Annotated in this window: 20 protein-coding genes; 10 read left to right on the top strand and 10 right to left on the bottom strand. The window is 69.5% G+C overall.

Annotated elements, in window-relative coordinates:
* Positions 1-46 precede the first annotated feature (46 nt).
* Positions 47-1,795 (top strand): cysteine peptidase family C39 domain-containing protein, encoded by a 1,749-nt coding sequence (locus N2652_07000; protein ID MCX7818935.1) that lies wholly within the window; start codon positions 47-49, stop codon positions 1,793-1,795.
* A 245-nt stretch (positions 1,796-2,040) separates the two neighbouring features.
* Here the strand turns inward: N2652_07000 and lpxA are convergent, their stop codons facing one another.
* The 6 genes from lpxA to N2652_06970 are packed head-to-tail and all read right to left on the bottom strand — an operon-like array spanning position 2,041 to position 6,857.
* Positions 2,041-2,850 (bottom strand): acyl-ACP--UDP-N-acetylglucosamine O-acyltransferase, encoded by an 810-nt coding sequence (gene lpxA / locus N2652_06995; protein ID MCX7818934.1) that lies wholly within the window; start codon positions 2,848-2,850, stop codon positions 2,041-2,043.
* Positions 2,847-3,620, bottom strand: coding sequence for a DNA repair protein RadC (gene radC, locus N2652_06990; protein MCX7818933.1), 774 nt, complete (start codon positions 3,618-3,620; stop codon positions 2,847-2,849). Before radC ends, lpxA begins: the two co-directional genes overlap by 4 nt.
* A complete protein-coding gene (gene hflX, locus N2652_06985) occupies positions 3,617-4,909 on the bottom strand; it encodes a GTPase HflX (GenBank protein ID MCX7818932.1) in 1,293 nt (430 codons plus the stop codon). Before hflX ends, radC begins: the two co-directional genes overlap by 4 nt.
* On the bottom strand, positions 4,884-5,819 hold the full coding sequence (gene miaA / locus N2652_06980; protein MCX7818931.1) for a tRNA (adenosine(37)-N6)-dimethylallyltransferase MiaA: 936 nt from the start codon (positions 5,817-5,819) through the stop codon (positions 4,884-4,886). Before miaA ends, hflX begins: the two co-directional genes overlap by 26 nt.
* Positions 5,812-6,297 carry a signal peptidase II gene (gene lspA, locus N2652_06975; GenBank protein ID MCX7818930.1) on the bottom strand — a complete coding sequence of 162 codons (486 nt, stop codon included), beginning with the start codon at positions 6,295-6,297 and terminating at the stop codon, positions 5,812-5,814. Before lspA ends, miaA begins: the two co-directional genes overlap by 8 nt.
* Before the next feature lie 17 nt (positions 6,298-6,314).
* On the bottom strand, positions 6,315-6,857 hold the full coding sequence (locus tag N2652_06970) for a TraR/DksA C4-type zinc finger protein (protein MCX7818929.1): 543 nt from the start codon (positions 6,855-6,857) through the stop codon (positions 6,315-6,317).
* A 334-nt stretch (positions 6,858-7,191) separates the two neighbouring features.
* Here N2652_06970 and N2652_06965 point away from each other — a divergent pair, with 334 nt between their 5' ends.
* From N2652_06965 to N2652_06945, 5 genes are all read left to right on the top strand, one after another.
* Positions 7,192-7,974, top strand: coding sequence for a DUF1638 domain-containing protein (locus N2652_06965; protein MCX7818928.1), 783 nt, complete (start codon positions 7,192-7,194; stop codon positions 7,972-7,974).
* Positions 7,975-8,032: 58 nt separating this feature from the next.
* A complete protein-coding gene (locus tag N2652_06960) occupies positions 8,033-8,413 on the top strand; it encodes a hypothetical protein (protein ID MCX7818927.1) in 381 nt (126 codons plus the stop codon).
* 46 nt (positions 8,414-8,459) lie between these two features.
* Positions 8,460-9,287: a hydroxyethylthiazole kinase gene (thiM, locus tag N2652_06955; protein ID MCX7818926.1), complete on the top strand. Its 828-nt coding sequence runs from the start codon at positions 8,460-8,462 to the stop codon at positions 9,285-9,287.
* On the top strand, positions 9,284-9,958 hold the full coding sequence (gene thiE, locus N2652_06950; protein ID MCX7818925.1) for a thiamine phosphate synthase: 675 nt from the start codon (positions 9,284-9,286) through the stop codon (positions 9,956-9,958). Before thiM ends, thiE begins: the two co-directional genes overlap by 4 nt.
* A gap of 97 nt (positions 9,959-10,055) precedes the next feature.
* Positions 10,056-10,832 (top strand): hypothetical protein, encoded by a 777-nt coding sequence (locus tag N2652_06945; protein ID MCX7818924.1) that lies wholly within the window; start codon positions 10,056-10,058, stop codon positions 10,830-10,832.
* Positions 10,833-10,841: 9 nt separating this feature from the next.
* Here the strand turns inward: N2652_06945 and N2652_06940 are convergent, their stop codons facing one another.
* Together N2652_06940 and N2652_06935 are read right to left on the bottom strand one after the other, a co-directional pair.
* On the bottom strand, positions 10,842-11,216 hold the full coding sequence (locus tag N2652_06940) for a diacylglycerol kinase family protein (protein ID MCX7818923.1): 375 nt from the start codon (positions 11,214-11,216) through the stop codon (positions 10,842-10,844).
* 84 nt (positions 11,217-11,300) lie between these two features.
* Positions 11,301-11,873 (bottom strand): porin family protein, encoded by a 573-nt coding sequence (locus N2652_06935; GenBank protein ID MCX7818922.1) that lies wholly within the window; start codon positions 11,871-11,873, stop codon positions 11,301-11,303.
* A 231-nt stretch (positions 11,874-12,104) separates the two neighbouring features.
* Between N2652_06935 and N2652_06930 the strand changes: the two genes are divergently transcribed.
* From N2652_06930 to N2652_06920, 3 genes are read left to right on the top strand one after another with little or no spacing between them, the layout of a single operon-like run.
* Positions 12,105-13,163, top strand: coding sequence for an NAD-dependent epimerase/dehydratase family protein (locus tag N2652_06930; GenBank protein MCX7818921.1), 1,059 nt, complete (start codon positions 12,105-12,107; stop codon positions 13,161-13,163).
* Positions 13,160-13,951: a hypothetical protein gene (locus N2652_06925; GenBank protein ID MCX7818920.1), complete on the top strand. Its 792-nt coding sequence runs from the start codon at positions 13,160-13,162 to the stop codon at positions 13,949-13,951. Before N2652_06930 ends, N2652_06925 begins: the two co-directional genes overlap by 4 nt.
* 39 nt (positions 13,952-13,990) lie before the next feature.
* On the top strand, positions 13,991-15,085 hold the full coding sequence (locus N2652_06920; protein ID MCX7818919.1) for a mannose-1-phosphate guanylyltransferase: 1,095 nt from the start codon (positions 13,991-13,993) through the stop codon (positions 15,083-15,085).
* 11 nt (positions 15,086-15,096) lie between these two features.
* Here N2652_06920 and N2652_06915 read toward each other — a convergent pair whose 3' ends face one another.
* Both N2652_06915 and N2652_06910 read right to left on the bottom strand, forming a co-directional pair.
* Complete coding sequence (locus N2652_06915; protein ID MCX7818918.1) at positions 15,097-16,179, bottom strand: radical SAM protein; 1,083 nt, start codon at positions 16,177-16,179, stop codon at positions 15,097-15,099.
* A complete protein-coding gene (locus tag N2652_06910) occupies positions 16,166-18,499 on the bottom strand; it encodes a hypothetical protein (protein ID MCX7818917.1) in 2,334 nt (777 codons plus the stop codon). Before N2652_06910 ends, N2652_06915 begins: the two co-directional genes overlap by 14 nt.
* Positions 18,500-18,737: 238 nt before the next feature.
* Here N2652_06910 and N2652_06905 point away from each other — a divergent pair, with 238 nt between their 5' ends.
* Positions 18,738-19,931 carry a 4Fe-4S dicluster domain-containing protein gene (locus tag N2652_06905; protein ID MCX7818916.1) on the top strand — a complete coding sequence of 398 codons (1,194 nt, stop codon included), beginning with the start codon at positions 18,738-18,740 and terminating at the stop codon, positions 19,929-19,931.
* Positions 19,932-19,979 lie beyond the last annotated feature (48 nt).

Raw genomic sequence — 19,979 nt, 5'->3', positions numbered from 1 at the left:
CGGCTGAAGAAAGATTCGCGAAAAAAGACCGCGGAGGCCGCGCCCGATGAGAAAGCGAGTGACTGTTCTTGCTGCGTTGTTTGCTGCCGCCGCCGCCGTGGCGGGTGCCCCGCAGTCGGCGTGGACGCCCCGCATTTTCGTGCTGAAGTATCTCGGCAAGGATGCCGCGCCGGAACGAACGACGCGCTTCGTCGTGGGCGAGACCTCGGCGCTGGTGTTCGCAATTCAGACTTCGGGGAGCGGCTCGGCGGATCCGAGTCGGTTCGATGCCGGCTGGTTCGTCGTTGCGCCGGACGGACGCCGGCTGGCCGCTGCCGATAGCCGGCTTCAAGCCACCGGTCGGAATCCTCGCGATCCGTCGCTCCTGATGCTGAGTCCTACGCCGACGATGACGCTGGGCCCGTCCGAAGCGACCGGTGTGTATCGGGTGCGGCTCAGCGTGACGAATACCGTCGATGGCGCGGTCGGCGAGACCGAGACGCCGTTCTTTGTGTTTCTCACGCCCGGTGCGCGGGACCTCGTGCCGGGACCCGAGCCCGTGGAAAGCATCGAACTCGCTCCGGTGCTATTGGAACCGGCGTTCTGGGGGATCTCGCTGGATGAGCTGGCCGCGAAGCTCTGGCCCGCCGGTTTCGCGTGGGTTGACCTTGACCGTCGCGGCCTGCGGTCCGCCGCCCGCGTGGCGACGCTGTTCGGTCAGCGGGCGTCGGAGGTGAACATCGCGCTCAGCAACGAGCGGCCGGCGGAGGTGAGGATCTCGCTCTACAGCCGCGGCGACGAGGCGCCGATCCCGCACGACGCGTTGACGAACCGGGTGAGCCAGGTGATCGCGCGTCTTCGGGCGTTGACGGGCCGCCCGCCGCAAACCGTGCTGCCGCCCGCCGGGGCGGGTGCGAGCTCGCGGTTTCGAACGTTTGCGTTGGTCTGGCCGCGCGGTGCGGATGCGATCCGTCTCGAGTACGGCTGGTCCGAGGTGCGGACGGGTGGAGCGGCGGGTCGCACGCTGATGCCGGAATTCATCACGGTGACTCTGAAACCGCAGGAGGGCGCTGCGACAGCGGTGATGGCGACGAAACTCCTCGTGACGCCGGGCGCGCTGGCGAAGAACGTCCGACGCACACCAGACGGCGACGTCTTTATCGAGAACATCCCGATGGTGGACCAGGGCGAGAAGGGCTACTGCGCCGCCGCCGCCGGCGAGCGGGTGCTGGAGTATTACGGAGGGGACGTCGACCAACACGAGCTGGCGCAGCGCATGCAGATGGATTCGGGCGGAGTGTCGTTCGAGAACATGGTCCGTGGGCTGCGGACGATCGCGCAGTCACTTGGGCTGCAGGTCCGTATGCTGATGGAGTTCGACCGCAGCACGATCGAACGGCTGCTCGCGGATTACGAGAAAATGGCCCAAAAGATGGGGCGCCCTCCGCTGCGGCCGGCGGCCGGACAGCGGGATCTCTACGGCGATGTCAGCCCGTGGACGCTGCTCGACAAAGAAGTGTTTCTCGCCAGCCGCACGCGCGATCCGACCGAAATCGAGCGTTTTCTGCGCTGGATCCAAGGGAGGGTGGATGCCGGCATACCGCTGTGCCACGGCGTGATCATCGGAATTCTGCCCGAGGAGGCCGAGCTGGGGCAGCCGGCCGGCCTGCATCTGCGGCTGATCATCGGGTACAACCTGCGGCGGCGCGAACTCCTGTACACCGACAGCTGGGGGCCCGGCCATGAGCGAAAACGGATGCCGCTGAGTCACGCCTGGGCGATGACGGTCGCGCTCTTTACGATCGAGCCGCGCTGATGGCGGGCGGCTCGCGTCGGTCCTCTGATCGCAGGGTCGTCGCAGATTTCCATGGATGGGATGGCCACCGAGCGGGCGTTTCCAAACCTTGGACAGCGCCCGAGGCCGCCCCGTCCAGCGGTTCGAGCGGAGCCGGAGCACGATCTCAACCAAGCGCATGGGAGGGGAACTGCTATGCGCGGACGCACCTGCGACGGGCCGTTGCGGTCCCTGGAAATGGCGGTTGCGCCGGCGGGAGGGATCTCTCAGTCGGCTTCGTCGGCGTCTTCTCGGCGCCGCCGGCAGCGCCGGCAGATGCCGCGGCGGGATCCCTCGATGAAAGCCGCCCATGTGGCGGCGAGCCCCTCTGTGAAGTCTGTCCGGAGGCGTTCCATCACCTCTGCGAGAGGTCGACCGGACTGAAAGACCAATCGGAATGCGGCGCGGAGTTGCTGGCGCTCTTCCGGCGTCACGCCGGCACGCCGTAGGCCGACCAGGTTCAGCCCGGCCACGCGGTTGCGCTCCACGCCTGCGGCGGTGCATCCCGGCAGGATGTCCAAACCGATACCCGCGCCGCCGCCGATCATCGCGAGCGCGCCGATGCGGGTAAACTGGTGCACGATCACATTGCCGCTGAGGAACGCGCGGTCGCCGATTTCCACATCGCCGGCGAGCAACACGCCGTTGGCGAGGATCACGCCTGCACCGAGGCGGCAGTTGTGCGCGACGTGACTGTTCGCCATCAGAAAGCAGCCCGGGCCGATCACGGTGGCCGAGCCCGCATGGGTGCCGCGGTGGATGGTCACGCCCTCGCGGATCACGCAGCGCTCGCCAATTTCGACGTGGCTGTCGGCGCCGCGGAATTTGAGGTCCTGCGGTACGTCGCCGAGCACTGCGTGCGCGTGGATGCGGCAGTCGGGGCCGAGGCGGACATGTTCGAGCAGTACCGCGTAGGGGCCGATGCGGCAGCGGTCGCCGACGACAACGTGCGGGCCGATCACCGCGCCGGGACCGATCTCGACATCGTTGCCGAGCTCCGCGCGGGGGTGGACGATCGCGGTGGGGTGGATGCTCATGGCGGCGCGTCCGTGTCGTCGAAGCTGACCAGTCCCGATTCCCGAAGGCTGCAGTAGCGGGCGGGGGAATCGGGGTGCGCGGCGCGGCCGAGAATCACGTGGTCGAGCACGCGAATGTCCACGGCCCGACCGGCGGCGACGAGGCGGCGGGTCATTGCGAGATCGTCCGCGGAGGGCGTCGGGTCGCCGGAGGGGTGGTTGTGGCAGAGGATGACCGCCGCGCTGCAGGCGCGGATCGCGGGCTCGAAGACCTCGCGCGGGTGCACGAGGCTTGCGTCGAGGATGCCGCGGGTGATCTCGACGGGATGCCGGGGGATCAGCCGGTTTTTCTTGTTGAGCGGCAGCACCCAGAACACTTCGACGGTCTCGCGCTCCGCGTGAGGGCGGACTGCGCGGTCCACGTCGGCGGGGCTGCGGATCGCGGGGCGGTCGCGGAGCTGTTCGTCGCGCACTCGTCGCCCGAGCTCGAACGCGGCCAGCAGTGTCAGCGCCTTCACCTTCTTGATGCTCTTGATCGAGGCGAGTTCCGCGAGCGAGGCGCGGCTGAGCTCCGCGAGCGAGCGGTGCTGTCGGAGGAGGTCGCGCGCGAGCTCCAGCACGTTGCGCCCGCGCATGCCGGTGCGCAGCAGCACCGCCAGCAACACATCGTCCGGCACGTGGGCGGGGCCGAAGCGCTCCAGCAGTTCGCGGGGCTGCAGGTCGGGAGGGAGATCGCGGATGCGCACCGCGGCGGGGTAGACCATCGCGGGCCGCTGGGTGGGGTCGTTCACGGGGGCGGCTCCGCCGAACGGTACGGCTCGATCAGCGCGCGATGGCGTGCGGGGATGGTGCCGCTGAGCCGAATGCGCTCGCCGTTCATGCTCTCCGATTGTATGGCCGCATGTTCGCGGATCAACGCGAGCGTGCGGCCGTCGGTGGCGGGCACCTCGATCTCGAAGGGGAGCCCGCGCTCGCGCAGGGCTTCCGCAATCGCCCAGCGGAGTTCGTCGAGTCCCTCACCGCGCGCCGCCGAGATGAGGACGCACTGGCCGGCACCGTGGGCGAGCCGCCGCGCCCGGTCGGCCGCGCCGGGCAGGTCGGTCTTGTTCAGTGCGAGGATCCGCGGCCGATCGGCGGCCCCGATCTCGCGCAGGACGGCGTCCACCGCCTCGATGTGCCGGTCGGCGGCGGCGTGTGCGCAGTCCACCACGTGTACCAGCAGGTCGGCGCGGGCGGCCTCCTCGAGCGTGGCCTGAAAGGCCTCGATCAGCCGGTGCGGGAGCTTGCGGATGAATCCGACAGTGTCGGTCAGCAGCGCGGGCTGGTGGTTCGGCAGTTCAAGGCGCCGGGTGGTGGGATCGAGCGTCGCGAAGAGACGGTCATCCGCGAGCACCTCTGCGCCGCACAGCGCGTTGAGCAGTGTGGATTTGCCGGCGTTCGTATAACCGACGAGGCAGACGAGCGCCCAACCGTGGCGGCGACGGCCGCGCCGCAGTTCCTCGCGGCGTTCTCGTACCAGCTCGAGCTCGGCACGGATCCGCGCGATCCGGCGGTCGATGCGGCGGCGGTCCATTTCCAGGCGCGTCTCACCGGGACCCCGCAGGCCGATGCCGCCCCGCTGCTGCTCGAGCCGGCCTCGGCTGTGCCGCAGTCGTGGTCGCAGATATTCCAGCTGTGCGAGCTCGATCTGCAGCCGCCCCTCGCTGGTGTGGGCGCGCTGCGCGAAGATGTCGAGGATCAGCTGGGTGCGATCCAGCGCGCGCAGGCCGGTGAGATCCTCGAGATTGCGGGCCTGCGCGGGAGCAAGGTCGTCGTCGAAGATCAACAGCGTCGCGCCGGCGGCCGCCGCCTCGCGCCCGATCGCTTCCGCGCGCCCGCGGCCGATCCAGGTTGCGGCATCGGGCTCGCGCAGTCGCACCAGCGATTCCCCGGCGACGCGCACGCCGGCGGTGCAGGCGAGCTCTCGCAGTTCGTCGAGCGTTTCGCGGGCGGACCACTCCGGCTCGTTGCCGTGTCGCACGCCGACGAGCCATGCGACCTCTGTGGCCGCCGGTTCAGATTGCGGTGGCGATCGGTCCATCGCGTTCCCACAGCCGGCGCACCGCGTCCGCCACGCTTTCGACTGTTGCGTCCGGACGCACCCGGACCCACTCCATTTTGGCCTGGTGCCGGAACCATGTCATCTGGCGGCGCGCGAGCCGGCGCGTGCGGCGGATGGTTTCGGCGATGGCTTCTTCGACGGTGAGCCGGCCATCCAGCACCGCGAGCGCCTCGCGATAGCCGATCGCCTGCAGCGCGGCGTCCGCGAGGCCGCCCGGCCGCGAGCGCAGCGCCGCCGCTTCGTCGAGCAGGCCGGCCGAGAACATCCGGCGAACCCGGTCCGCGATGCGGCGGTCGAGATCGGCTTTTTCGCGCCAGAGACCGACGAGACGGGGCGGGGCGGGCCACGTGGCCGGGGGTGTCGCTTCGCCGCCCTGTCGCGCGATTTCGTAGATCCGGATCAATCGCCGCGGATTCTCGGGATCGCGCAGCTGCGCGTAGGCGGCCGGCGCCGCACCGCGCACCAGCTGTTGCAGACCGCGGAGGCCGCTCTGTCGGAGCACCGCTTCGGCCTCGGTGCGGGCGGAGGGCTCGGCGGCCGGCCGCGGTGCGAGGCCCTGTAGCAGGCATCGGAAGTAGAGGCCGGTGCCCCCGACCGCGATCCAGGGCTGGCGCCGGTCGGCCAGAGGGTCACGAACCGACTGCAGGTACCGCCCGACGCTGCAGGTTTCCGAGGGGTCCACCAGGTTCACGCCCGCGTAGCCGAACGCGTCGAGCTGCGCGCGCGGTGGCTTGTCCGTGCCGACATCCATGCCCCGATAGACGAGCATCGAGTCCACCGAAAGAATCCGCGCCCCGAGTTGTTCGGCGAGCCGGTGGGCGACGGCGGTCTTGCCGACGGCGGTGGGACCGGCGAGCGTGAACAGCGGCGTGGCCACGATGTCAGGCATCGGGGGCGCGGGGCGCTGGCGCGCGGCGTTCGCGACGTTCCGCCCACCAGCTCGAAACCGCAAAGGTGATCATCGCCAGCGTGATGCCGCTGTCGGCGAGATTGAACGCCGGAAACTCGTAACGACCGAACTGCAGGCTGATGAAGTCGGTGACATAACCCAGCCGGAGGCGGTCCATCAGGTTGCCGACGATGCCGCCCACCAGTAGTCCGAGCGCGACGCGGTGCGCGCGGGTCGGCCGGACCAGTACGGACCGGAACCCGACCAGCAGGAGGAGCGTGACCAGAGAGATCATCGCGAGCCAGAAGTTCGCACCGCGGAACATCCCCCAGGCGGCGCCGGTGTTGCGCACGTAGGTGAGGTAGGCGAAGCCGTCGAGAAGCGGGCGCGTTTCGTACAGCGCGAACGTGTGTCGTACCAGTTCCTTGGTCCACTGGTCGCTGAGCACGAGCACGACCGCGACGGCCAGCGCCAGCATCGGGGGAAGATGCTCCGTCAGTTCTCCTGCGAGCCGAAGGTCTCGCCCGGAATTCCGGAGGAGGCGAACGGCCGGAACCGTTTGCGGTTCCGCTCGAGCTGCTCCTGCGCCTCGCGGCAGTAGCGGGCATAGGGCAGCACCTTGAGCCGCTCAATCTCGATGGGCCGGCCGGTCAGTTCGCAGATGCCGTACGTGCCGGCGTCAATTCGGTGAAGCGCCTCGTCAATTTCGTAGAGGATTTCCTGTTCATTGCTGACCAGCGAGAGCGCGAACTCACGATCGAAGTTGTCGGTACCCTGGTCGGCCATGTGCACCGCGTGATTCGACAAATCTCCACTCGCGTCGCGCTGGGACTTGTTGAGGTTGTCGCCCGCGAGGAACGAAATGCCATCCACGATGCGGTCGCGCAGGTTCAGCAGCATCTGGCGGAACATTTCGAGGTCCTTGCGGCTCAGTGGCGAGCGCGAGAGCTTCGTCGTGGCAGGGGCGGGCTCGGTCGCCGGCGGCGTCGGGCGGGGCGCGGAGCGGCTGGGGCCCGCCGGCGTTCTCTTTGTCGCCACGCGAGGCGCGTGCGATCTCGCGGGGGCCGGTGCGGGACGAGCCTTGCGGGGCGCAGCCTTTGCGGCGCGCGTTGCGCGGGATCCCGATGCGCGTGCGGGCCGCGCGACTGTCTTGCGCTTCTGCGCCTTTCCGGGTCGCCGGGACGTCTTCTTCTTACTGGCCATGCCTGTCTCCTCGTTTCCCTCGGGACCGCGGTTCCCGGGTCGCTCAAAAGGCGTGGATGTGTACTCCAGAGACGGAGAGAAGTCAAACGCGACGGGGGGGGAGCCGAGGAGGGCGAACCGGCGGGAGCGCGCTTGCGCGGCGGCGATGGGCGGGCGAAGGTGGTGCAACATGGCACCGATGTTCAAACTGATCGGATGCGAGATCTTCTTCCGCGAGCTCTGCGCACTGGTGGCCTCGGCGCCGCATCGGGTGGACCTCGAGTTTCTGCCGAAGGGCCTGCACGATCTGCCGTCGGCGGACATGCGCGCGCGGGTGCAGGCGGCGGTGGACGCGGTGCCGGCGGGCCGCTACGAGCGGATTCTGCTGGGGTTTGGCCTGTGCAACAACGGGGTGGCGGGTGTGCGGGCGCGCGCGACGCCGCTGATTGTGCCGCGCTCCCACGATTGTATCGGCCTGTTTCTGGGCAGCCCGGAGCGCTACCGTGAGGTGTTTGAGGCGATGCCGGGGACCTACTTTTTGACGCCGGGGTGGATCGAGCGCGGCGAACCGGGCGAGGAGCTGCGGCAGCAGACGGTGCTTCACCGGCTGGGGCTGGACCAGTCGTTTGAGGAACTGGTACGGCAGTTCGGCGAGGAGAACGCGCGGTACATCGTGGAGACGCTGGCGGGAGGGGTGGCCGCCTATCACCGCTATCTGTACATCCGCACCGGCTGCGGGCCCGACGATCAGTTCGAAGCCGAAGCCCGCCGGCGCGCGGCGGAGCGGGGCTGGGCGTTGGAGGTGTGTGACGGCGATCCCGGCTGGTTGCGGCAGCTGGTGTTTGGCCCGTGGCCCTCAGATCGGTTCCTGGAGGTGCCACCGGGCGCGGTGATCCGCGCGCGCCCGGCCGATGGGGTGATGACGGCCGAGTCGGCCGGTGACGACACCTCGCCGCCAGACGGCTGCGGTTGACGAAGCGGACCGCGGAAGTACTTTCGCGATGGCGGAGACTTGGGCATGATCACGCGCGGTGAAACCCAGGGCACGAACGGAGCGCCGCCAGGTCGAGTGGCAAGGGATCGTGTTCGCGTACGGACTGACCCGACACCGGCTGATCCTGGCGCTGTTTCGGCTGCTGCCGGTGGCGTGGGTGCGCTACGAGCACATCGTCTACATCCGGCAGCGCAGCGTGGACGATTTGAAGTCGGCGTTGGTGCCGGGCCGCGGCTGGTACTGGCCGCACGCGTGGTTTCTTGGTCGGGCGGACTTCGACCATGCGCCGTACGTGATCCGCACCCGGGCGGGGCGTCAGATTTTCGTGCGGTTGCGTCACGGCTTTCACTACCTGCTGCGCGATCGCGTGGGCGAAGCCCGCGCGGCGGCGCAGGCTACGACGGCGAACGGCGGCTGATGCTGCGATTCTGCCGGCGCCGCTGCGCGCCGTGGAGGCCACGGCGATGACGCGTTTGACCGCAACGGACATCGTCGAGCACGCGGTCCGCGCGCTGGAGCGGATCCGGAAGGACCGGCCGCTGGTGCACAACATCACGAACTACGTGGTGATGAACACGACCGCGAACACGCTGCTGGCACTGGGCGCCTCGCCGATCATGGCGCACGCGCGCGAAGAGGTGGACGAGCTGGTGGCGGCAGCCGGCGCGCTGGTGCTGAACATCGGAACGCTCTCGCCGCCGTGGATCGAGGCGATGGAGCGGGCGGGGACGGCCGCGGTGGCTCGGGGGGTGCCGGTGGTGCTGGATCCGGTCGGCGCGGGAGCGTCCCGGCTGCGCACCGAGGCGGCGCTGCGGTTGTTGGCGGCGGCGCGGCCCCGGGTGGTGAGGGGGAACGCGTCGGAGATCCTGGCGCTGAGCGGTGGTACGGGTGGCCGGGGGGTTGATGCGACCCACGGCGTGGACGATGCACGCGTTGCGGCGACGGAGCTTGCCCGGCGGTCTGGTGCGACGGTGGCGGTGACCGGTGCAGAGGATTACGTCACCGACGGCCGGTACGCGGTCGGAATCGCCAATGGCGACCCGTGGATGGCCCGCATCACCGGCTCCGGCTGTGCCGCGACGGCGGTGACCGGGGCGTTTTTGGCGGTCGAGCCGGACGCGCTGTGCGCTGCCGCTTCGGCGCTGATCGTGTTCGGCATTGCGGGCGAGCTGGCCGCGGCGGGCTGCAACGGTCCCGGCACGTTTCAGGTGAGGCTGCTCGATGCGCTGGCCGCGGTCGACGCGGAGAAGGTCCAGGAACGCGCGCGGGTGCGCGTGCAGGGGGTCGGATGAGGCGGACGCCCGACTATTCGGTGTATCTGGTCACCGACCGCGCGATGGCGGGGGCGCGCCCACTGGAAGCGGTGGTGCGCGCGGCGGTCGGCGGCGGCGTCTCCGTGGTCCAGATCCGCGAGAAGACGCTCGGCGCCCGTGCGTTTCTCGATGCGGCGCGCTCGCTGCGACGGCTGCTGGACTCGCTGGGCCGGCCGCTGATTGTGAACGACCGGCTCGACATTGCGCTCGCCTGCGGTGCGGCCGGTGTGCACCTGGGGCAGGACGATCTGCCCTGCGCGGAGGCGCGTCGGATCGCGGGGTCGGAGTTTCTGATTGGCGTCTCCGTGAGCACTCCCGAGGAGGCGATCGCGGCGGAGCGGGATGGTGCGGACTATCTTGGCGTTAGTCCGGTATTCGACACGCCGACGAAGACCGACACGCCGCCGGCGGTCGGGCTGGAGGGCCTGCAGCGGATTCGAGAGGCGACGTCGCTGCCGCTGGTGGCGATCGGGGGCATCCACCCGTCGAACGCGGCGGAGGTGATCCGCGCGGGCGCGGATGGTGTCGCGGTGGTCTCCGCGATCATGGCCGCGCCTGATCCGGCGATGGCGGCGGCCGCTCTGGTGCGGGCGGTGGCTGCGGGGCGAGATCTCCGCGACCGCTGGGCGGCCGGACGACCGGCCGGTTGATTGCGCTGGTCACCGGCGGCGACCGGCGATATAAATGAGCGGTGGCCGCGGTCGCGCGGCGAGGGCGCGCCACGAGCTGCGCATGGAGGTTGTCGCGATGACACTTCGGCGAAATTGGGCGGGGTGGGTGGGCGTGTTGGCTCTGCTGGCGGGTTGTGCAGGGCGGGAGACACCGGAGGCGATCGCGGAGCGGGAGGAACTGCGGGCGCTGGTCGCGAAGCTGGAGCGCCGTGTCGGCGAGTTGCAGGCCGAGATTGAGACGATGCGGGCGGAGCGCACCACCGAGCTGAAAGCGACCGTGCAGGACATGTTGCGGGTGGAACTGGACTCCATGATCCAGACCACCGTGTATGCGCGGGTGGAAGCGAAACTTGGCGACAAGGCCCAGGTGGACCGGATGGTTCGGGAGACGGTGATGGAAACGCTGGCGGCCGTTGAGGCGCAGCGCCGGGCGGAGGAGGAGGCGCGTCGGGAGAGAGAACGTCTGGAACGCGAGCAGCGGAGGGCACAGTTTGAGGAGGAGCGCTGGAACCGCACCGCGCAAGAACTGAAGCTGAACGAGGCTCAAAAGGAACAAATGCGGGCGGTGAACCAGGCGATTCGGTCGGAGATTGAGACGATGATGGCCCAAGCGCGGGAAAGTGGGCAGATGCCCGATCCCGCCGCGATCCGGCAGGCGGCTCAGGAGTTGAAGACGAAGTACGAGACCGCGCTCGCGCAGGTCCTCACACCGGAGCAGATCACCGCCTACCGCAATCAGCCCTTCAATCTGTTGCGTATGCTCGACGCGATGGCCGGCGGCGAGGGCGGCCCCGGTTTCTTCATGCGCCGGGGCGGTGGCGACGACGATCGCCGCCGCGGACCGCCGCGCTGAGTTTCGCGCTCAGCCGCCGGCGCGCCACCAGCCGAGCAACCGGGGCAGAAACACCAGTGCGCCGATCGCGGCGGCCACCAGTATCGCCAGCAGCACCGCGCCCGCCGCGACGTCTTTCGCCCGGCCGATGCCGGCATGCTCGCCAGGATGCAGCGCGTCCGCGAGCGTCTCGAGCGCGGAGTTCAACGCTTCGGCCGCGCCCACCAACCCCACGGCACCGAGCGCCAGTGCCCATTCGCGAGGGTCCAGCCGTACCAGCGCACCGGCGATGATCACCGCGAGCGCGGAGACCGCGACGATCCGCCCGTGCGCGTCGTGGCGGACCCACGCGATCAGTCCGCGCATCGCATCGCGGAACGAAGCCCCAAGTGAGCGGCGACTCATCGGCTGCGTCTTCCCACCACCGACCTTTCCGAAAACGAACGACCCCGGGCGCGCCCGGGGTCGTTCCACTTCCGGCCGTTCGTCTCAGAATCGGAACAGGATGCCGGCATTCACTCCCAGGCCGCTGAAGTCGCCGCCTTCGTCGACCTCGACATCGTCGATCTTGACCTTCTCGACCTCACCCACCTGGTATTTCGCCTCTGCGAACAGGCCGACGCTGGGCGAGAACGTCCACTCGACGCCCGCGACGCCGAAATATCCCCACACGTCCTCGGGGTCAATGTCCGGCTCGAGGCTTTCGCCGATCGCCGCCTTACTTTCGTACTCGGGGAACACATAGTAACCGGCACCCGCACCGATGTAGAGGCGGAGCACATCGCCGACCGGCAGCATCAGTCTCAGGTTGGCTTCTCCGGAGACCAGCCGGGAATCCTCGGTGGCGGGGTCATCGCCGCCGTAGCCGGTCAGTCCCTGCACGCGCAACTCGACGCCGAGCCACTGCTCGACCACATCCGCCTGAAGCTTCAGGCCACCGCCATAGGCGGCATCGTCGAAGTCCTTCATGTCCGCATAGGTGCCATACACGGCGAACCCTCCACCCGCCATGGCGGGCGCAGCTAACGCTGTTGCCAGCGCAATTGCGATCCACTTGTTCATCGGACTACCTCCCGGGCTGCTCCGAAGGCCCCCATGACCTCCGGGCGAGCCATCAATCTGCACCCTAAGCCTCTTCACTCGGATTTGCAAGTGCTGCGCAACACCGCGGGGGTTCCTCCGTGGATGTGGCCACATACCGCGCATGCCTCGCACGGTGGCGAGCGGTTGGCTACGATGGGCGTGCACGCGGCCGTGAGGGGCGCCTGGGCGCCGGCCGCGGGGAGGTTGACGATGAACGAGGACAGCCCGAAGGGAACGGCCGCCGCAATGCGCCGGCGCGACACGGACCTCATCGTGATCACCGGCGCGGGTGGTTTCATTGGCGGGGCGCTGACCCGCTACTTCCACCGGCAAGGGTTTCGGCGGATCCGCGCGGTGGACCGCAAGCCATTGCCGTTGTGGTACCAGCGAGTGCCGGAGGTGGAATCGTTGTGCCTCGACCTGACCGAGCCCGAGGCCTGTCGGCGTGTGTGCGAAGGGGCAGTCGAGGTCTACAACCTAGCGGCGGACATGGGCGGGATGGGGTTCATTGAACGCTTTCGGATCGAGTGCATGCGGAGCGTCTTGATCTCCGTCCACATGCTCGAGGCGTCGTACCGCGCGGGTGTGGAGCGGTACTTTTTCTCCTCCTCCGCCTGTGCGTACAACACGCAGCTGCAGCAGGACCCGAACGTCCGTGCGCTGAAAGAGTCGGACGCGTACCCGGCGATGGCGGAGCGCGGGTACGGGTGGGAGAAGCTGTACTCGGAGATGCTCTGCCAGGAGTACACTGCGGAGCGCGGTCTGAAGACCTTCATCGCGCGGTTTCACAATGTGTACGGTCCCTGGGGCACCTGGGATGGGGGCCGCGAGAAGGCGCCGGCGGCGATTTGTCGGAAGGTGATCGAGGCGCGGGAACGTGGCGACGGGCAGATCACGATCTGGGGCGATGGCCGCCAAACGCGCAGCTTCATGTACATTGACGACTGTGTGTACGGCATCGATCGGATCATGCACTGCGACGAGCTGATCGCGACGCCGATCAATCTGGGCTCGAGCGAGCTGGTGTCGATCAACGACCTGGTGAGCATGGTCGAGGAGATTGCGGGCGTGAAACTTGTGCGGCAGTACGATTTGACCGCGCCCCGAGGGGTGGCGGGCCGCAACAGCGACAACACGTTCATTCGGCGGGTGCTCGGCTGGGAACCCTCGACGCCGCTGCGCGAAGGGCTGGTGCCGACGTTCCGCTGGATCGAGCAGCAGTGGCGCGATCGGCGGGCCGGGCGGCCGACGGTGCGGGATTTGCCGTGAGCGCTGAACCGCCGCCGTGGGGATGCTGGCCATATCGCGTCGCGCTGGCGGGCGGGTGGATTGACCAGCCTTTCGTTTCTGCGCTGAATCCCGCGCGCGTCGGCTCGATGGTGGTGGTCAGCATCGAGCCCGTCGCCCCTTACATGGAGCGGTCGGGACTGGCGACCGGCACGCGCCGCGTGGCGATGCAGCTGTGGCCGGAGGGTGTGCCGGCGCTGCCGCCGGAGCAGCTCGTCCGCACGCTCTACGAAGTGGAGAACCGAGGGCGGGCCGATCCGTCCGGGTCGCAGGACATGATCGGGCTGGTGTATCCGGGCATCAACCGGCTGGACTACGACGTGCAGGTGCATCGCGGGGTGTTTCCGGCCCGCGTCGAGCGGCTGGACGATCCCGAGGTGGAGGACTGGCTGGAACGCGTTCTGTATCTGGTGCCGGTGGCACCGCGGCCGGCGGGGTACCATCCGCTGGGCGAGCGCCGGCTGGATCCGGAGTGGATTTTGCGGCTCGGCCGCAGCGGGGCGGCATGTTTTGAGGCGATCCGGCGGCGCGACTTGGAGGCGTTGGGGGCCTCGCTGAACGAGTGCATGCGCTGCTGGGCGGCGCTGTTGCCCCACACGGTGCGGCATCCCGCGCTCACCGTGGACCTGGAGACGCTATTGGGTTTCTATCAGCAGCGCTATCCGGGCGCGATGTATTCGGGGTGTGGTGGCGGCTATCTGCTGGTGGTGTCGGCCTCGCCGGTGCCCGGCGGTGCGCGAATCGCGATCCGGCGGGGCCGGGCGGCATGAGCGGGGGGGAGCCGGGGCCCGGCGAAGGAGACAGGGGCGATGCGTCACGCGATGATCATGGCCGGGGGCGCCGGCACCAGGTTGTGGCCGATGAGCCGGCGTGGCCGGCCGAAACAGCTGCTGCCGCTGGTTCGCGGCCGGAGCCTGCTGGAGCTAGCTTTTGAGCGGCTGGAGGGTCTGGTGCCGGCGGAGCGGCGCTGGGTCTGTGCGGCCCGCGAGCACGAGGCGGTGGTGCGCCGCGTGCTGCCCACGCTGGGCGCAGAGCGCTATCTCGGTGAGCCGTGCGGGCGCGACACGCTGCACGCGGTCGGTTTGGGTGCGCAAGTGATTGCGCTCGCGGATCCCGATGCGGTGGTGGGCGTGTTCACCGCGGATCATCTGATCGAGCCCCAGGAGCGTTTCCGCGCAGCGGTGCAAACGGCGTTTGAAACTGCGGAGAGCGTGCCGCGGGCGCTGGTGACGCTCGGCGTGCGGCCACGAGGGCCGAGCACCGCGTACGGTTACCTCGAGCTGGGTGAACCGATCGGCGGGGCGGTGCGGCGCGTGGTGCGGTTCCGGGAAAAACCGCCCGCGGAGCTGGCGCGGGAGTTCGTAGCGGCTGGGCCGGACCGGTTTCTGTGGAACAGCGGAATGTTCGTCTGGCGCGCGTCGGTGATCCAGCAGGCGATCGCACGCTACCGCCCCGAGAGCGCAACGGCGCTCGACCGGATCGCCGCCGCCTGGACGTCTGCCGACCGTACAGCGGTGCTGGAGCGAGAATACGCGGCACTGCGGCCGATCAGCGTCGACTACGCGGTGATGGAGCCGGCCTCCCGGGACTCCGCGTTCACGGTGGCGGCCTGCCCGCTCGACGCCGACTGGACGGACGTGGGGTCATGGCCGGCACTGGCGGCGGTGGCGGCGAAAGACGCAGACCGCAACGCGCAGATCGGCGCGCGTACGCTGCTGCTGGACGTGCGGGACTCGCTGGTGGTCTCAGAGGATCCGCAGCATCTGGTCGCCGCGATCGGTCTGGAGCGCGTGGTGATCGTGCATACGCCCGGTGCCACGCTGGTCTGCGCGGCGGACCGGGCGGAAGAGATCAAGCGACTGCATCAGCGGCTGGCGGCGGAGGGCTTCGGGGAGCTGCTCTAAAGGGCGGCGGTCTACACGCGCGCCGCGACACGCGAGTCGAGGTTCGTCAATCCCAGCTCGACCGCGCGCTCGACCACCCGCCGGTACTCCTCCAGGGTGACGCGCCGCGCGATCTCGGGATGATGAAACGCGCGGTAGCACGGATGGTACTGCGCCATGATGTTCACGTAGGTGTCCTTCGGTAGGTTCGCGGCGATCCACTCGAGGATCTGCAGAGACTCGCGGACGTGGTTCGGCATCACGAGATGCCGGATCATCAAACCTCGCCGCATCACGCCATCGGCGGGCACACGCGCGATACCGACTTGCCGGTGCATTTCGAGCACCGCCGCCTGCGTGATTTCGGGGTAAGAGGCGGCGCCGGCGGAATAGCGGATCGCGGTGCGGCTCTCCGCGTATTTGATGTCCGGCAAGTAGATGTCGACGATGCCGTCGAGCCGACGGACGGTTTCCATTTGTTCCCAGCCGCAGGTGTTGTAGACCAGCGGGATTTGCAGGCCCCGCGCGGCGGCGATGTCCAGCGCCTTCAAGATGTGCGGCAGGTAGTGGGTGGGTGTGACCAGGTTGATGTTGTGGCAACCCCGGCGCTGAAGATCGAGCATCATCGCGGCAAGGTCCCCCACCGAACACTCGGCGCCGCGCCCGAGATGACTGATTTCCCAGTTCTGGCAGAACACGCAACGCAGGTTGCAGTGACTGAAGAAAATTGTGCCCGATCCGTGGCGACCCACCAGCGGCTGCTCTTCACCGAAGTGCGGGTGGTGCGCCGCGATCACTAGACGGGCGCCCGGCGAACGGCAGAAACCGCGTTCGCCCTCGAGGCGTCGCGCGCCACAGCGTCGCGGGCAGAGCCGGCAGCGGCTCATCACCTGCCACAGTTCGTCCGCGCGCCGCCGGAGCTCGCCAGTGCGGTGGAGACGAAGGTAAGCAGGCCAGTCGGGTACGGGTGTCTGGCCCGCATCCGCGAGTGCTGCCGGCGTGTCCCGGTCCGCACGGGCGGCCCGCAGGCCTATCCCCGCCAGGCCGCCGCCAAGCAGCTGTGCGAAGCGGCGTCGTCCCATCGCTCGTTCCGCGCTGGCTTCAGCCGCACTCATTGCCGCTCCCTGCGCGCACGGGCTCCACGCTCAACGTACACGCGGTCCAGAACAGGCTCAAGAGCTTCAGCGCAGCAGTGATCACGCAAGCACCGCCGACGCCGGCCAGCGGCAGCACGAGCACGGCGCCGAGCAGCCCCGCGGACCATCCGCCCGCGAGGTCGGCCGCCTGCAGGGCGCCGGCAGTTCGGCCGGTCTCTTCGCCGTGTGCGCTGCGCCAGGCGGCGGCGAGCGGAAAGAGCGCGCCCGAGAGCGCGCCGCCGGCGAGGTTCAGCGCCAGGAAGAGCGCAATCGCGGCGCCCGGCGCGACGGTCGACAGTCGCGTTGCTGCGGCCAGGCCCGACGGCAGCATCGCGCAGGCGACAGCGAGCGCGGCGTCGCTCCAGCCCAGTGCCCGTCGCAGATGGCGCGTCCTGGCCGCTCGGGCTCCCATGATCGCGGCCGCGCCGGCGGCGCCGAGCATGTAGGCGGCCATCAGCAGGCCGATCCATGTTTGAACGTGTCCCAGCGCGGACTGAAACGCGACAATCACGACCAGATCCCACATCATGCCGGCCATGCCGGTCGTTGCGACCGCCACCGCCGGCGGTGCCGCCGCAGCGTGCCGGCGCCGCCGAAGTGTCGCGACCACTGCCGCCAACACGACCACCGCTGTGCCGACGGTGGCCACCGCCTCCGCCCGCCGGTGCAGCAGGCCGAGCAGGGCGGCGAGGCGCGGTTCGTGGACGGCCTGGCGATCGGCCAGCGCGTGAAACAGCGCGCGCGGATGCAGATCGCGGTTGGGCGCCGCCGGCCGGGCGAGGTATTCCCGGGCGAACCACTCCGTCCAGCCAGGGTGCAGCCGCTGCACCAACGGCCAGATCAGTGGAACGTTGCTCTGCAGCCCGCGCTCGTCGCGGCGGCGGCGCCAATCGTGCTCGGAAAACTCGGAGAGGTCCCGTTCCGGACTGGCCAGATACAGAAAGTGGCCCTCGCCCGGCAGCACGCGGACGTTTTGCATTGTGCGCCGCAGCGATTCGTACATGCAGGCGTGCAGCCGTTGCTGCTCCTCGGTGACCAGCGCGATGCGCCCCGGCAACGACAGTACCATGATGCCGTCCGGCGCCAGCCGGCGGCGGACCTCCGCGAAGAACTCGGTGGTGAAGTAGCGGTTCTGCTGGAGCGTCACCGGCTCACCAACGCCGACCCAGATCAGGTCGAGGCTTTCGGGCAGGCGCCTGAGCAGGCGCCGGCCGTCGCCGGTGATCATGCGAACGCGCAGGTCGTCCAGTTCGCTGCGGGCGGCTTCTGCGCAGAACCGGCGGTAGAGCCTCACGAGCGCCGCATCGGCCTCAACGCAGTGCACCGATTCCACCACGTGGTGCTTGAGGATTTCCTCCAACAGACCGCCGAGGCCGCCGCCGATGACTGCGACGCGGCGCGGAGCCGGATGCCAGAGGAGCGGGAGATGGGCGGTCGTTTGGGCACCCACCCGATCGGGTTCAGGACTGAGCAGCACGGGCTGGCCATCGGCGGCGAAGATGTACTGGCCGTTGCTGCCGAGCACCGTCCAGTTCGCGAGCGGCGAGGTGGTGTGCGCAAGCACGGGATAGGGGTGGAACTGCGCGACGAGCAGCCATCGGTGAAGCGGCGCGGCGCCGGCCGCGAGCATTGCGGCCACCGCGCAGGTGGAGGCCGCCAGCGGTCGGACCGCCCTTCTGCGGGCGCCGTGCGGCGAGGGTGGTGGGCTGGTCGCCAGCACGATGGCGGTGAGGCCCCAGATCGCCGCGACGATTACGACAGCGTGGATGCCGAGGCTGAATGCGATTTTCACCGCGATCGCGCCGAGCAGCGTGCCGAGGCTTTCCCAGACGTACAGCGTTGCGACCGCGCTGCCGGTTGCCGCGCCGTGCGCGTCGCAGAGGCGGCCGGCCATCGGGAACAGAGCGCCGTGCAGCAGCGAGGGCGGTGCCTGCAACACCAGCGAGGTGAGCATTGTGAAGGCGGTTCCGACCGGCTGTGCGAGCGCCAGCCCCGCCGCCGGTCGCAGCAGGCGGGCGCCGACCAGCGAGGCGGTCACTCCCAGCGCGTAGGCGGCGCTCAGCAGTGCGAAACGGCCGCTGGCATCCGAGGAGAGCGGGGCGCGCCGGCCAGCGACCGCGGCGCCGATGGCCTCTGCGAGCAGCCAGTTTGCAAGAATGATGCCGGTGGTGAGCTCGTTGCCTTGGTACAGTGCGACCAGCTCGCGCCACAAGAGCACCTGGCCGGCCACACCGCAAGCGCCCAGCGCCAGCACCGCACCGACGGCCCACCGCCGGCCGCTCTGCGCGCCCGCAAGCATCGTCATCTCCTTCCGCGTCGGCTCGGCCGTGGACGGGGCCGGCGCAACAATATAGCCCCCCCTGGTGTGGGTGACAGTCGCTCCGGAGTGTGCGGCCTTCGTTCATGCGGGGGGTCCTGCGAACAGCGCGCGCGTTGGCGGGGTGTGTGGCGCTGACGTATGTTCGACAGTGTGGCAGCACCCGCTGGGCGCCACCACTGCGGGAGCCCCGCGGCGGAGCGGAGCCGCGGATCGTGTGATGAACGAATCGGCGAATTGGCAGCGCAGCCCGGCGGCGCATCGCACTCGGCGAGATGTGCGGTGGGCGGTACTGGCTGTGTGGGTGTTGCTGGCGTGGCCCGGTCTGCCGGAGCTGGCGGCGCGGGTTGCGTCGGCGGCCAGCCCGTATGCGGGGGCGGTCGCGGCGCTCGCGAGCCGCCGGCTTCTGGGGTCACTTTGGGTGGCGGTACCGCTGGCCGTGTGGGCGACGATGCGGCGGCGGGCGATCTGCCGGTGGGCGTGTCCTCTCGGGCCGCTGTTGGACCTGGCGTCTCGCCGGCCGGGCGCGCGTGGGCGGCAGTGGTCACCCGTGGTTGGCTTGACGGTACTGGTCGCCAGCATGGGGATGGCGGCGGCCGGCCTCGCGTGGGGGGGATGGCTGGATCCGCTGGTGATCTCGCGTGCGGCAGGCCGGCTGATCTGGATGCGTAGCGGAGCGCTGGCGCTTTCGGCGGTGAGTCTGGGACTACCGTTGCTCATATCGTTGATCCGGCCGGGCGCGTGGTGTGCGTCGGTGTGTCCGCTCGGGGCGCTGCAGGATCTGGTGCGGCCGTCAGCTGCGCCGCTGCGGGGTTCGACGGCGGGGCTGTCCCGCCGGCGAGTATTGGTCGGACTGGGCGGGTTTGGCGTTGGGATCGTTGGTGGTGTGCTGGCACGCCACGACGGAAGCTCGGGTCGCAGGCCGGTGCGGCCGCCGGGTGCGGTGCCGGAGGCGGAATTCCGGGCGCTGTGCCTGCGGTGCGGTCAATGTGTCGGCGTCTGTCCCGCGCGGATCATCCGCCCCGATGCTGGCGGCGACAGTGCGGGCTGGACATCGTGGCTGACGCCGCGGCTGGACTTCTCGACGGACTTCTGCCGACCGGAGTGCGTCCGCTGCTCCCAGGTGTGTCCGAGCGGAGCGTTGCAGCCGCTTGCGGAACCCGCGATGAAACTGGAGCGGCCGATCGGACTTGCCGAGGTACGGCATGCGATTTGCTGGCTCTCGCAGGGTCGGGAGTGCTCGATCTGTCAGACGGTGTGCCCGTACGGGGCGATCCGCGTGGCTGGTGACGGTTTCCAATCCCGCGTGGTGGTCGAGGTGGCGCGTTGCACCGGCTGCGGCGCCTGTGAGGCGGAGTGTCCCGTGTCGCCGGAACGCGCGATTGTGGTGCGGGCGCGCAGCGAGGCGGGCTGAGGCCGGGCGGCGGTCGCGCGCGGTCCAAGGATTGGAAGCGGACTGCGC

The sequence above is a fragment of the Kiritimatiellia bacterium genome (assembly GCA_026417735.1).
Classification (GTDB): Bacteria; Verrucomicrobiota; Kiritimatiellia; order PWTM01; family PWTM01; genus CAACVY01.
The sequence above is the reverse complement of the archived record's forward strand: the minus strand, read 5'-3'. Positions and strand labels throughout refer to the sequence as shown.

Coding starts and splice junctions, on each gene's coding strand:
- N2652_06965 (MCX7818928.1), top strand. CDS start 7,192: ATGGCACCGATGTTCAAACTGATCGGATGCGAGATCTTCTTCCGCGAG.
- N2652_06905 (MCX7818916.1), top strand. CDS start 18,738: ATGAACGAATCGGCGAATTGGCAGCGCAGCCCGGCGGCGCATCGCACT.
- hflX (MCX7818932.1), bottom strand. CDS start 4,909: ATGGACCGATCGCCACCGCAATCTGAACCGGCGGCCACAGAGGTCGCA.
- thiM (MCX7818926.1), top strand. CDS start 8,460: ATGACGCGTTTGACCGCAACGGACATCGTCGAGCACGCGGTCCGCGCG.
- N2652_06910 (MCX7818917.1), bottom strand. CDS start 18,499: ATGCTTGCGGGCGCGCAGAGCGGCCGGCGGTGGGCCGTCGGTGCGGTG.
- lpxA (MCX7818934.1), bottom strand. CDS start 2,850: ATGAGCATCCACCCCACCGCGATCGTCCACCCCCGCGCGGAGCTCGGC.
- N2652_06940 (MCX7818923.1), bottom strand. CDS start 11,216: ATGAGTCGCCGCTCACTTGGGGCTTCGTTCCGCGATGCGATGCGCGGA.
- N2652_07000 (MCX7818935.1), top strand. CDS start 47: ATGAGAAAGCGAGTGACTGTTCTTGCTGCGTTGTTTGCTGCCGCCGCC.
- lspA (MCX7818930.1), bottom strand. CDS start 6,297: ATGCTGGCGCTGGCCGTCGCGGTCGTGCTCGTGCTCAGCGACCAGTGG.
- thiE (MCX7818925.1), top strand. CDS start 9,284: ATGAGGCGGACGCCCGACTATTCGGTGTATCTGGTCACCGACCGCGCG.
- N2652_06945 (MCX7818924.1), top strand. CDS start 10,056: ATGACACTTCGGCGAAATTGGGCGGGGTGGGTGGGCGTGTTGGCTCTG.
- miaA (MCX7818931.1), bottom strand. CDS start 5,819: ATGCCTGACATCGTGGCCACGCCGCTGTTCACGCTCGCCGGTCCCACC.
- N2652_06920 (MCX7818919.1), top strand. CDS start 13,991: ATGCGTCACGCGATGATCATGGCCGGGGGCGCCGGCACCAGGTTGTGG.
- N2652_06935 (MCX7818922.1), bottom strand. CDS start 11,873: ATGAACAAGTGGATCGCAATTGCGCTGGCAACAGCGTTAGCTGCGCCC.
- N2652_06930 (MCX7818921.1), top strand. CDS start 12,105: ATGAACGAGGACAGCCCGAAGGGAACGGCCGCCGCAATGCGCCGGCGC.
- N2652_06915 (MCX7818918.1), bottom strand. CDS start 16,179: ATGAGTGCGGCTGAAGCCAGCGCGGAACGAGCGATGGGACGACGCCGC.